The following is a 13,354-nucleotide window of genomic DNA, read 5'->3' as shown; positions in this document are numbered from 1 at the left end:
ATTATTTATACAGCTAATTTAAAAAGTCATTGTTCGCATCTACAGCAAGGCGATTTTCCTGATTAGCAATTTGCCATGCTGTAGCAAATATGAGCTTAGTGCGTTTTTCTAGAAGGGCATAGTCTATTTTGTCTGGTGTATCTGTAGCTCTGTGGTAATCGTCATGAACACCGTTAAAATAAAAGATGACAGGAATCCCTTTTAAGGCAAAATTATAATGGTCTGAACGTTCGTAGTAATGATTACTGTCGTTTTCAGCATTATATCTGTAATCAAGATGAATGTTAAACAAAGTATTGTTTACTTTCTCTGAGATATAATGTAGTTCTTTACTCAATCTATCAGATCCAATTAAATAAACGTAGTCTTTATCCTCTTTATGTAAATCATCTATACGTCCAATCATATCAATATTTAAGTCGACCAAGGTGTTTTCCAGAGGAAATATTGGATGACTAACATAAAATTCAGAACCACGTTTTCCTATTTCTTCGGCTGTTAAATGAAGGAAAAGAATACTGCGTTTAGGGCCATGGCCAGCATTTTTAGCCATTTTAAAAGACTGAGCCATTTCCATGAGTGCTACAGTTCCAGATCCATCGTCGTCGGCGCCATGGTTAACTTCACCATGTGCATCAATCCCCAAGTGGTCAAGATGAGCAGAAATAATAATAATTTCATCTGGTTTTTCTGTCCCCTCAATGTAGGCCAGAACGTTTTCAGAGCTTTTAATATTATTAGAAAAAAAATCAGATGGAATCATTTGGTAATAGTTACTACCACCAAAAGGAGAGGCTATTTGTTCATTTTGATAGTAAGATTTTAAAAACTCAGCCGCCAATTTTTGGCCCTTTTCACCAACTTTTCTGCCCTCATATTTGTCTGATGAAAACTCATATAGGTGTGTTTTTAGTTCTTCTTTTTTTATAGTATTGGCATAGAATTTTATTAAGGACGTGTCTGTTATCTTAATATTATCTTTTAAGTTTTGAAGTTTTGCGGTGTACTTTGGTGTTGAACAAGTGCCAACAAGTGTTAGGAGAGAGAATGTTAAAATTAATTTCATAGGATTTTTAATAGCTCAACAAATATAAAGTATTTGAGGAAATTACTTACTGCTATTTTGCATGAACTTCTATTTAAAATATTATCTCTAGTGAAGCCAGTTTGAATGAACAAAACATGAAATTTTATCCTAACATTTGTCATAGTAATTTATGGATAGGAATAATAAATTTACTTGATTGTCAATTACTAGCATCATGAAGAACATATTATTACCCACCGATTTTTCGAAAAATTCTCTTAATGCCATTTATTATGCTTTGGACTTGATGAAAGGTGAAGCTTGTAGGTTTTACTTTTTAAATGTTCAAAAAGCATCATCTTTTATTTCTGACGATATGATGGTGGTTGGTGCATCAGGAACGATTTATAAAACTATTATAAGTGCGGCAAAGAAGTCTATAGATAATATTATTTCTAAGATAGAATCGGATTATGAATTTGAGAACTTTGAATGTTTCTCAATTGTAGATTATGATAATTTTATTGATGCTATCAATCAGGTGAGTCATACCAAAAAAATAGATTTGATAATTATGGGTACTAAAGGGGCGTCTGGTCTATCAAAAACGCTTTTTGGAAGCAATACGGTTAGGGTTATTCAGCGCTGTTATGCCCCTATATTGGTTGTGCCAGATGGATGCCAATTTAGTCACTTTAGGACCATTGCTTTCACTACCAATAATTTACCTTTGTTTAGACCTGAAGAACTTAAACCATTGCAGGAGTTTATGCTGAATCATCATGCAAAACTCAGCATATTACATGTGGCAGATGAACATCATTTGGCTCAAAACCAAAGCTTAAATGAAGACTTTTTTAACGAATACTTTCCTAAAGCATTGCATGATTATATTGATTCTAACACGCATGATATTTTCCAAGCGATACAGAATTATTTAAAAGCAAATGATATAAAAATGCTTGCCATGATGAGTAAGAAACACTCTTTTATAGAGCGTTTATTTACTGAGCATTTGGAGGAAACATTGGCATATAATATTGATATACCACTTCTAGTAATGCACAGTCCATCTCTCTAAACACTTTTAATATACCTAGGTTGCAGTATAATTGTTTGGAGATTTTTTAAAGTTTAAAGATTTACGCTTAACTTTATAACATCAGCCCAACCAAATATGTCTTAAAATGAAATACATTCTATATGTATTATTTTTAGTTTTTACTTGCCGTCTTACTCTTGGTCAAACTCATAGATTAGACAGTTTAAAAAAGGTATACCGATATGCTACTAACGATTCGGTTAAGTGTCAAGCCTTGAAAGATATTTCATGGGAATATTTGAATAGCAGATCTAATGATAGCATTGCAGAATTGTATATAGATAGTCTGTACCATTTTGCTATTAATAAAGGCTTGAAAGGGCGCGAAATTTTAGCCAAATACCAATATGGTGTATTGGAAAGGCAAAGAGGTAATTATGATAAAGCGCTTGGTTATTTTGACGAATATATAACGCATGCGGCAAACCGAAATGAAAAAAAAGAGGTAGCTAATGGACTCTATCAAAAGGCAATAATTCTTGATGATATTGGAAAGGTGGAGCAAAGCCTTGAAATTTATTATGAAATTGTAAAGCTTTATGAAGGTATTGGCGATGTTTTTGGTGAGGCTACCGTTCTAAATGCTATAGGAGAGACTTTAAAAAAAACAGGTAAAACTGAGCAGGCTTTAGAAAATTATAATAAAGCACTTACTATATTTGAGCGATTAGGTGATAAAACAGAATTAGCCAATTGTAACTACAATATTGGTGATGCGTATCTCTTATTAAAGGACTATACCAAAGCGTTATCTTTTTTTAACAAAGCACTTAAATTAGATACTGAGATATCAAGTAAATGGGGGATGGCCTATGATTACGAGTCACTTGGAAAGGTGTCGAACCTTCAAGGAAATTATAAAACAGCTTTGAATTATCATACTCAAGCTTTGTCTATAAGATCGGGGCTAAATCAAAAGAGTGAGTTAGCAATGAGCTTTTTTGAACTTGGTAAAAACCATTTTAATCTAAAAAACTTTAAACAAGCTGAGAGTTTTTTGTTAAAGTCTTTAGAAATAGTTAAGTCTCTAGGCGATAAGGAAAGAGTTAAAGATAGCTATTCTTTGCTATCACAACTGCACGCCTCACAAGGTAATTACGAGGAAGCTTTTGCTTATGAGGCACAAATAAATGTCTTAAAAGATAGTCTTTATAACGAAGCTAAATCAAGACAAATTGAAGAACTTCAAGAAAGATATAATTCGGAGAAAAGGGAGAACGCTATACTTACCCTTGAAAAAGAAGCGCAAATAAAAGAGCTAAAAATTAAGGAAGAAACCACCTTTAGAAATATAATGCTAGCAATTGCTATTGCAACAATTATTGCGTCTTTTTTATTATTTCATAGGTACAAAACAATGCAAAAAATTAAGTTAGCAGATAAGGAAAAAAACCTTCAAATTATAGAGGAGCAAAGAAAGACAGAACATGAAAAACAGCGTGTTGCAGACTTAGAGAAAATAGATAAGCTTAAGGATGAGTTTTTAGCTAATACGTCCCATGAATTGCGTACGCCACTTAATGGTATTATAGGGCTTTCGGAGTCCCTCAAGGATGGAATCGCAGGTGAATTACCATCGACAGCTATTGAGAACTTAAATATGATAACCCATAGTGGAAGGCGTCTGTCTAATTTGGTTAATGATATTTTGGATTTCTCTAAATTAAAAAATAGAGACCTTGTACTTTCTATAAACCCTTTAGATATTCATGCATTGGTTAATTTGGTATTAAAAGTTTCTGAGACTTTGGCAAAAGATAAAAGTATCACTCTAAAAAATTCTATTGCTAAACATGTTTCATTAGTGGAGGCCGATGAAAATAGACTTCAACAAATACTATATAATCTTATTGGGAATGCTATTAAATTTACGGAAAAGGGCTCAATTGAAATTACTGCAGAAGAAAAAAAGGATATGCTCTTGATATCTGTCTCCGATACAGGTATGGGGATACCGGATTTTAAACTTAATGATATTTTTAAATCCTTCGAACAGCTGGACGGAACTACGTCAAGGAATTATGGAGGAACAGGTCTAGGCTTGTCTGTTACAAAGCAACTTGTAGAACTTCATGGGGGTACCATTGAGGTCCGTTCTGAGTTAAACAAGGGTTCGGTTTTTAGTTTTACGTTACCATTGAGTAATTACAAAAGGAAGGATATTTTAAAAGGGGTTGAAAACGAGGTTATTCAAAGTATTGCAAATAAAGAAGCGGCTTCCGAGGATGAAATCGATACTATTAAAATAGATTATTCCAATAATATTCAGATTTTAATAGTAGATGATGAACCCATAAATAGGCGGGTTCTAGAAAATCACTTAACAGTTGCAGGGTATCGAGTTAAAGAGGTTAGTAATGGTAAAGAAGCGTTACAATGTATTGAATCGGGGCACTTTAATTTGGTGTTACTCGATGTTATGATGCCGACAATGTCTGGATACGAAGTATGTGAAAAAATAAGAGAAACCTATACGGCCAGTGATTTGCCTATTGTATTGCTAACAGCAAAAAATAGAATAAGCGACTTGGTTGCAGGTTTTAATGTTGGCGCTAATGATTATTTAACAAAGCCTTTTTCAAAAAATGAACTTCTAAGTAGAATTAAAACGCATTTAAACCTTCAAGGGATTCATAAGGCAACTAGTAAATTTGTGCCATCCGAGTTTTTAAGATCTGTGGGTCGAGAAGCTGTTACAGATGTTGTTTTAGGAGATCATATGCAGAAAGAAGTGACTGTTTTGTTTACTGATATTAGAGGCTATACCACATTGGCAGAATCCATGACTCCTGAAGAGAATTTTAAGTTTGTTAATGCCTATGTTGGTAGAATGGGGCCCTTAATTAAGCAGCATTTAGGTTTTGTAAATCAATATTTAGGAGATGGTATTATGGCTTTGTTTCCAGAAAATGCGAGCAATGCCCTTCGCGCTTGTATTGCTATGCAAAGAGCTGTTTTGCTTTATAATGCAGAGCGTGCGGTAGATGGATTTAAACCAATTTCTGTTGGTATGGGTATGCATACGGGAGATCTTGTAATGGGTATTATTGGTGATAAGCATAGAAATGACACCGCTATTATTGCAGATACAGTTAATACGGCTTCAAGAATGGAAGGTGTTACAAAATATTATGGAGCGAATATTATTGTAAGTGAAGATAGCATGAAGCTTATAGATGATAAAGAACGTTTTCATTTTAGGTACTTAGGAAAGGTTATGGCTGAAGGGAAACATCATGCTTTGGGTATTTATGAATGTTTTGATGGGGATCCAAAAAACATAAGAGCTTTGAAGATTAAAACCTTATCGGATTTCGAAAAAGGACTTAGCTGTTTTTTTGATAGACAATTTCCTAAAGCTTCTGCGGCATTCGATAAGGTTTTATCTAAAAACCCAGAGGACGCTGTGGCAAAATATTTCATAACCAAATCAGCAGAATATACTATTTCTGGGGTTCCAGAAGATTGGGACGCTGTTAATGTTATGAGCAAAAAATAGTTGAGATTAAGGTTTCTGCAGGAGAATTTTTTCTCTAAAAGAAAATGATTTTACGCTTCTAAATTGACTGAAATAAGTCCCCAAGTAATACACCGCATTTAAACAAGCTGCTTTCAAGTTGTTCTAGGCAAGGCTATTTTTCTTGTGGTTAAGTTATATGCTTATTTGACCTAACCTCAATGGAAAGTTCTTAGTTACAAGAAATACAACTGGGATGTATTATTTTTTCTTTTTTCTGGATGGTTCAGGATTATTCGTTACATAATTTTCCAAGAAATTTTTAACAACATCGAGGCTACCTGCTTCTAGTCCATCATTTACATTTGCCCCGGTAATCCAGTATAATACCATACCTGCATCAGAACAGTCCCATTTGCCTTTTTGAAAATTAACGATGTTATCCAGTTCGGCAATATTACCAATAGTCCATACTAATCTAATTCTTGGATCTGAATGGTTCTTTGCCCAATCCCATTTTTCGTGGTCTAGTTTTAAATTGATGTTCTGGTCTGGTATGCGTACTTCTTCAATGCCAAAATCTAAAATCTGCTGCCAAGTGTAAAAATCACCAGCATTATCATTTGCAGGATGATGGGTCACTACCTTTATATATTGATGTTTTTCTTTAGGTGTTTTTTTTAAGGCCATTCCAATTATATCAGGCTCACCTGCCTCTATAATCCATAGGGGGTCATCAGCTGTAGAAGCATTAATGGCCCAACATAAATCATTAATGGTTGCCTCTTGCTGCCACATGGCATCATAAAATGTTAAATGTTCAAAACCACCCCAGCGTCTTGCAGTCATGTTACATGCTACTTGCATTAAATGGTGTCGCTCTTTTTCCGCTTGTTTAGAAATACGATCGTCTCTTACCAAATCGCAGCTATGCGAATAATGAACCAATTTATTCTCTAAGCCAGAAGACCTTAATAAAGCCAAGGTAACAGCAGTACCGCCAAGGTCATCAGGATCTGGCGAATTTCCATCTGCAACAACAGCAATACGGCCTTTGGGAGGTGCAATTTTTTGAGCCGCAACCGTGGCGTAGTTAAAAACTAAGAATAGGCAAATAGATACTAGTGTTTTGTTCATTTTTTTTTTTAAGTAAATTAATCTTAGTATTTTTTAATCGACACATTTATAAGTCTCAATTAATAAATTCTAAAATGTAGATTGTTTTTTGTTTTAGTTAAAACTAACAGTTTTAAGTGATAAAAATAGAATTTCCATTGTTTTATTTTAACCTGTGCTATCCTGTAAGTAAAAGCTTTTTTATATAGGCCATTTTTTAATTATTGTTTCTAAGTTATGTTATTTTGGAGTAATAAAAACTAACTGTCAGTTGAACAGTTCTATACAATAGTATGGTGCGCTAGAGGTATCGTTAAATAGTCCAGGATAAAATTGTAAAAACCCATCTGTATTGTGATAGGTAAAGTAAAGTAATAAGTCGTAATTTGGGTCTAGGCCAGACGTTGGTATTTGGGCTGTATAATTTGTGCCATTCCATGTCATATCTAACGTTTTAAAAGACCCAAGGGTCATGTCCGCGAGTCTAAAATGTATTTGAGGGGATTTAGATAATTTTTTTATTAAAGGCGTTAAGCCCACTTCTACATCTTGAGAAATCTTTATTGAATCTGGAATTACTGCTTCAAAGTGAAGTCTTTCAAAAAGTTTAGAGGTCTTTTTACTTTGCCAATGACTCTTAATTTTAACATTACTAAAACTAGAAGTTAAACTTTCTAATTTGTTAATATCCTGTTCTATTTCTATTAATCGGTCTTCCCATGTACCGTTGTCATGAAGAAAAAGAGGCTGCTTATAATAAACCTCAGATGTTTTAGTCACAATATTAGTCCAGTTGGATCGGACTTTTTTCATGTTAGCAAGACATGATTTTAGATACCCATAGTCTTGGGTATGTTCATAGAGAGCATAGTGCGTAGCCGCTTTTATTTTAAAAGCATGATACATGGAAAGGGACGATAAAATTTCTAGATCAGCTAAATTGGTTGAAAACTCGGTTTTATACTCATCAGGAATATGTTCTTTGTTTATTTTGGATAAATGTAGTTGTGTTTCGAGTGAGAGTTTTTCGAAAATTGCCGACAACTGAATCGGAGTAATCTTGCGCTTAGTAGTGTTTGATATCCCATCATTTACATAATCGCTTATGGTGTAAAAAATACCAGGATCTCCAGGTTCTGATGATTGATAGGTTCTTTTTTTGTTTTTAAAAAAGAGATTTGCATTATGTTCAACAAAAAGTGCTCCTCCACTATCCATTTCGGCCCAATTGTAGTTTGCAGGATGATACGTAAGATGAGAACTCGTTATTAAAGGAAGTATTTTGCTAGCTGAAACATATGCCTTTAATACCTGCTTATATTCCAAACCATAGTGCTTTTCAAATTCTCGTTCCCATACTATGGGATTTGTGGTAGAAGCATATCCAAGTCTTCCAAATAACAAATAGTAGGCCCAATACCTTTGGTATTCCCAATTAAAGTAAGCTAAATTGTTTCTATTAAATAAGGGCCAAGTATTGTTTTTTCTTGACATAGGTGGTGTAATTTGGAAGCCCTTAGCATTGCCGAACGTGGTTGTTCTAGCAAAACGTTTGGCATAGTCGGGGTCTGCCCAAGTGAATAGGCGCAAAGTGCCTATGCCCCATAGTCTGTATATAAAATCAAAATTCCTGGACTCGTTTAAAAAATTAGCGTAGCCATAGCGTTGGCGCTTGTCTATATTATCTAACAAAGCCAGTTCTCCTTTTCTCATTTGAGTTGGATGATAAGGAAGCCCCATACCTTCCCAAGAGTATTTGCTTGTTACACTAAAATTTATACCAGTTTGTGAAGCCCATTTGGAAATCTTTTTTGTTAATCCTTTGGCTCTTATGTCTAAAAAAAGTTTTCCATTTCGCTCTTTATTCGAATCTCCTAAGGCCATAATAATTTCTTTCCAAAAAAAATCTGCTGTTTCGCCAAACCCTCCAACACCAGACTCGTAGTTGACGCGTAACTGTATACCATCAATTTCCGGAACTTCTCTTAATAATTTTCTTATCCCAGCCGCACAATATTGCGTATATAACTCAGAATCTTTAGGAAGTCCACCCACTAACTTTTCATGTCTACCATGGCCCCATATTCCAAAAACAAATTCAATTCCGTAATTTTTACAGAGTTTTCCAATGTGTTTCAGTTGTCTTAGGTACTCGGCGGGACTCTTTTCTGTAGTTCTTTTTAGTTCAGTTTGGTTAAAACCAGGAACTTGGAACAAATAAGGATATACAGGTATCATAAAATCTTCCGATTTACCATCATTGTAACCTGTAATTAATGTTAGTCGGTTAAATCTATTTATTGCTAACATATTTAAATAGTGGTTCCAAAAGTCACCCGAGAAAAACCAAGAGTTATCATGTACGTCCTTTATAAATCTGTCAACACCGCGAACTGTATTTTCAGGAGATTCTACATAGCTTTCCAAATCATATAAAGCTCTAAGACCATAAGAGTCTATTCGTTGTGAAAGTTCGTTTAAGGCATACTGAAGCCCTCTGGAATCTGATCCAGTAATAACCAGGATCGGCCTATTTTCTGTTTCTATTTTGAGATAAACAACAGATTCAGGGCCAAGCCTGTAATTGAGAGATCTGTTTTTAATGAAAAGTGACTTTATAATAGAATCCTTTAAGGTGCCAATAATTAGATTGATATTTTTATGAATATCTAATTTTTCAGGTGCTTGTATTTCCTTTAATTTAACATCGCTATTTCTTAAGGATTTATAAAATTTAATTTTAGAAAAGGCCACAGGGTGTTTTAAATTATTAGAGATGTTAGTCCGATCTAAAATGTTGATGGTAGGCTTTGGAAAGTTGTTTGTATGCTCAGCAGACTGTGTCACGGCATGGCATATAAAAGTAAATAGAAATGCCATTGTACAAAGTGTTTTTCTTGCCTTGATGGTATATGCTTTCATTATGGAATATGAGTTGTTTTAGTATCTCATCATTTCTTATCAAGATAGCCTGAAAAATGAAAAGGTAATGATTAATTATGATGTGTGTACCCTGTTGTATCATGGACAGACTCTGTGTGTTGTATAGTTTAGGTGTTTAATAGTCAGTCTCTTGTATAAGTTTTAAGTGCTTTTAATATCTATTTTATAACACCTAGTCCTTAATAGGGCCCAAGCTTATAGAAAAAGAGGGGAACCCTGAAATCAGCTACATACATTATTGATGTAGGTTAATCTTTCCGTTACAGGATGCTCTGAATCCGTGATTTTTACAAATGTGTCGCAATCACTTACTAATGATACAGGTGCGTTTGAAAGATATAACGTTCGCTTTTTGAAAGAAAATATTTCAAACAAGAATATTTCAAAATATATCCATTTTTTTTATTAATCTTTTTTTTTACAAAAAAACTTGATAATTATCAGTTTAGTTAAGAACTCTTTTTTTAGTGATACCTCTTCTTACTTGTTAATTTTAAAGGGGTTATGAATTTTTAAAATTTCAAATTTTTAACAGAATTATTTAATTATTCTTACTTTTTTAATTAAAGCAGCACAGGTCATAACGGTTAGGGCAGGATACACCAGTTAAAAATTAAAAATATTTTAGGACACGAATTAATAAATTAACTAAAAAGACTTATGAATTTTAAAACTACACTCAAAAAGTTTCCTGACATTAGGAAATCTTGGATTGGTGCTTTTTTGCTGTTGCTTTCTATGGCAACTGCAAGTGCACAGTCGGTATCAGGAACAGTAACGGCAGACGGCCAACCACTGCCTGGAGCAACAGTTCTTGAAAAAGGGACTACAAATGGAACATCAACAGATTTTGATGGAGAATTTACATTGAACGTGTCTGCTGGGAGTACCTTAGTGGTCTCTTATGTAGGATATGCAACTCAAGAGATTGCTGTTGGTAACCAAACACAAATTAATATAACCTTAGAGGCAGACAATAAGTTAGATGAAATTGTTGTTATTGGTTATGGTACACAAAGAAAATCAGATTTAACCGGGTCGGTATCCTCTGTAAGTGCAGAAGATATTGTGAGCTTACCCGTTTCCAGAGTTGACCAAGCTTTACAGGGTAGAGCAACGGGGGTACAGGTAACACAGGCTAGTGGAGCACCAGGTGCTGGAACCGTTATTAGAGTAAGAGGGGGTAACTCTATTACAGGTAGTAACGAACCGCTATGGGTTGTTGATGGTATTGTTGTTGGAACAAACTTTAACCTTAATAATCTTAATAGTAACGATATAAAATCTCTTGAGGTTCTAAAGGATGCCTCGTCTATCGCTATTTATGGTTCGAGAGGAGCAAATGGGGTGGTTTTAGTAACTACAAAAAACGGTAGAAGTGCTGGCTCAACAAAGCCACAGATTAGTGTAAATCTTTACACGAGTTCACAAATGCTACCGGAAATACCAGATAGACTTAATCAAAGAGAACAAATAGAATACACAAACGAAAGTGCTAGATTTAGATCGGCGGCAGAACCGTTTCCAGATGATCCATCCACGTATCCAGACAATGATTGGGTTGATTTAGTATTAGGCCCTGCTCCAATTTATAATGCAGATATTTCTGTTGCAGGAGCAACTGAAAATGTTGACTATTACACGTCCTTTAATTACTTTAATCAAGAAGGTATTGTAAAAAGCTCTGGTCTTGAAAAATATATCTTTAGAGCAAATTTGGACATTAAATTGAACGATAAAGTAAAAACAGGATTTAGATTAAATTATTCTAGATTAGAACAAGATAATGCACTGGCTAGTTATAGTCAAGCTGCTTTTGGGATTCTTAGAACGCAACCTGTATTTAATGAGGATGGAAGCTATAATGGATTTAATGATGTTGTGGGATCGCCATTTTCAAACCCGCTGGCTAATATAGCATTGAATACCAATGAAACATTTACCAATAATTTATTAGCAACGGTTTATTTAGAGTATAGCCCAGCACCAAATTGGATTATTCGTTCTACATTTAGTCCAGAATTTGATAATACTAAACGTAATATCTTTAATTCCAGTCAGGATCCTGGCTTGCTTGCCGTAGGTGATACTGGCCAAGGGAGTGCTAGTGTTCGTACAACCAATAGAAATGGATGGAACAATGAAAATACGGTGCAATACACCACTGATTTTAATGAAGACCATAGTTTAACAGTGCTTGGAGGTGCTGCTTTTCAAAAATCACAAACTGAAATAGTCCAAGCAGAAGCTTTTGGTATTACCAGTGACGCTACAGGATTTAATAACTTAGGGAACTCAGACCCTACAAGAGCTGTAGTAAGTAGTGATTATTCTGCATTTCAAATTGCATCTTTTTTCGGAAGATTAAATTATAGTTATAAAGACAAATACCTTCTTACTTTAGTAGGTAGATCCGATGGAAGTTCGGTATTTGCTGAGGGTAATAAATGGGAGTTTTATCCATCTATAGCTGGTGCTTGGAAGGTTACTAACGAATCGTTTATGGATAACCAAAATATTTTCCATGATTTAAAGCTAAGAGCATCTTATGGAAAATCGGGTAATCAAGCCATTGAACCATATAGAACTTTTGGTGTTTTAACAGATGCTAATACAACGCTTAATGGTGTAGAAGTGCCAGGTAGAACTCTAGGTAGGCCTGCAAACCCAAATTTAAAATGGGAAACAACAAATTCATTCGATATTGCATTGGAAGCATCTTTCTTTGGAGGACGTTTATTTACAGAGTTTAACTATTATTACAAGAAAACAGAAGATTTATTATTAGATGTAACCATTCCAAGACAAACTGGTTTTAATAGCCAATTGCAAAACATAGGGTCACTTGAAAATCAAGGGTGGGAACTATTGTTAAACTCTACCAATATTAATAATAGTAATTTCAACTGGAATACAGTACTAACATTATCAGCAAATAATAATAAAATTTTAGACCTTGGAGGGGTAGACTTTATTGATATTGTGGTAGATCCTATTATAGGATCAGGTAATACACGTTTAATTGTGGGAGAAGCAGTGCCTTCTTTTACAGGGGTTAGATACTTAGGTACATGGAAAAGCCAAGAAGAAATTGATGCCTCGGGAAGAATAGATCCTCAGGTTGTTGGAGGACCACATTTTGAAGATTTAAATGGTGATGGCATATCCTCTACAGAAGATAATGTGGTTCTTGGTAGTCCATTTCCAGATATCATCTTTGGTTTTGAAAACTCTTTTTCTTATAAGGATTTTGACTTTTCTTTCTACTTTCAAGGGACATCAGGTAACGAAGTTTATAATTTAAACATGCGAAACAATTACTTTAACCGTGGGGAAACAGTAAAGTTTGGAGATTTAAGAGACCGTTGGATTGAAGGGGTTAATGAAACCTCTAATATCCTAAGAGCTGGATCAGATTCAGCAACCGGTGTACCAAGCAATTCTGAGTATGTTGAAGATGGATCACATATACGTCTTAAAAATGTGCGACTGGCATATAATTTACCTGTCGATACAATGGGCTTAGATGGTCTTAAGAATGCTACGGTTTATTTTACAGGAACGAACTTGTTATTATGGTCTAATACCAGATTAATAGATCCTGAAGCCAATGCTTTTGGTCGTAGTAATATAGCACAAGGTTACCTTAGTGCGCAGTATCCTAATCCAAGAGTTATTACACTTGGTTTAAACGTAACTTTTTAAATAT

6 protein-coding genes are annotated in these 13,354 nt (G+C 34.5%); 3 read left to right on the top strand and 3 right to left on the bottom strand.

From position 1 onward, the window contains the following. Nucleotides 1-13: 13 nt before the first annotated feature. Nucleotides 14-1,066 (bottom strand): M28 family peptidase, encoded by a 1,053-nt coding sequence (locus tag E5D58_RS14330; protein ID WP_136482962.1) that lies wholly within the window; start codon nucleotides 1,064-1,066, stop codon nucleotides 14-16. Between the two features lie 196 nt (nucleotides 1,067-1,262). On the opposite strand from E5D58_RS14330, the gene E5D58_RS14325 reads away from it, so the two are divergent. Beyond that, the gene (locus tag E5D58_RS14325; RefSeq protein ID WP_136482960.1) at nucleotides 1,263-2,108 is read left to right on the top strand and encodes a universal stress protein; all 846 of its coding nucleotides are present in this window, start codon (nucleotides 1,263-1,265) and stop codon (nucleotides 2,106-2,108) included. 106 nt (nucleotides 2,109-2,214) lie between these two features. Next, on the top strand, nucleotides 2,215-5,628 hold the full coding sequence (locus tag E5D58_RS14320; RefSeq protein ID WP_136482958.1) for a tetratricopeptide repeat protein: 3,414 nt from the start codon (nucleotides 2,215-2,217) through the stop codon (nucleotides 5,626-5,628). A 219-nt stretch (nucleotides 5,629-5,847) separates the two neighbouring features. Here E5D58_RS14320 and E5D58_RS14315 read toward each other — a convergent pair whose 3' ends face one another. Next, nucleotides 5,848-6,723 (bottom strand): hypothetical protein, encoded by an 876-nt coding sequence (locus tag E5D58_RS14315; RefSeq protein WP_136482956.1) that lies wholly within the window; start codon nucleotides 6,721-6,723, stop codon nucleotides 5,848-5,850. A gap of 246 nt (nucleotides 6,724-6,969) precedes the next feature. Continuing rightward, nucleotides 6,970-9,624 carry a hypothetical protein gene (locus tag E5D58_RS14310; RefSeq protein ID WP_168796703.1) on the bottom strand — a complete coding sequence of 885 codons (2,655 nt, stop codon included), beginning with the start codon at nucleotides 9,622-9,624 and terminating at the stop codon, nucleotides 6,970-6,972. 681 nt (nucleotides 9,625-10,305) lie between these two features. Between E5D58_RS14310 and E5D58_RS14305 the strand changes: the two genes are divergently transcribed. Continuing rightward, nucleotides 10,306-13,350, top strand: a complete 3,045-nt coding sequence (locus tag E5D58_RS14305) for a SusC/RagA family TonB-linked outer membrane protein (RefSeq protein WP_235835931.1) — start codon at nucleotides 10,306-10,308, stop codon at nucleotides 13,348-13,350. Nucleotides 13,351-13,354: the final 4 nt, after the last annotated feature.

Origin of the sequence: Cognatitamlana onchidii (assembly GCF_004804355.1) — a bacterium.
Lineage (GTDB): Bacteria > Bacteroidota > Bacteroidia > Flavobacteriales > Flavobacteriaceae > Cognatitamlana > Cognatitamlana onchidii.
Note: the sequence above shows the minus strand (reverse complement) of the source record. Positions and strands in the feature narration are given on the sequence as shown.

Coding starts and splice junctions, on each gene's coding strand:
- E5D58_RS14305 (WP_235835931.1), top strand. CDS start 10,306: ATGAATTTTAAAACTACACTCAAAAAGTTTCCTGACATTAGGAAATCT.
- E5D58_RS14320 (WP_136482958.1), top strand. CDS start 2,215: ATGAAATACATTCTATATGTATTATTTTTAGTTTTTACTTGCCGTCTT.
- E5D58_RS14310 (WP_168796703.1), bottom strand. CDS start 9,624: ATGAAAGCATATACCATCAAGGCAAGAAAAACACTTTGTACAATGGCA.
- E5D58_RS14330 (WP_136482962.1), bottom strand. CDS start 1,066: ATGAAATTAATTTTAACATTCTCTCTCCTAACACTTGTTGGCACTTGT.
- E5D58_RS14315 (WP_136482956.1), bottom strand. CDS start 6,723: ATGAACAAAACACTAGTATCTATTTGCCTATTCTTAGTTTTTAACTAC.
- E5D58_RS14325 (WP_136482960.1), top strand. CDS start 1,263: ATGAAGAACATATTATTACCCACCGATTTTTCGAAAAATTCTCTTAAT.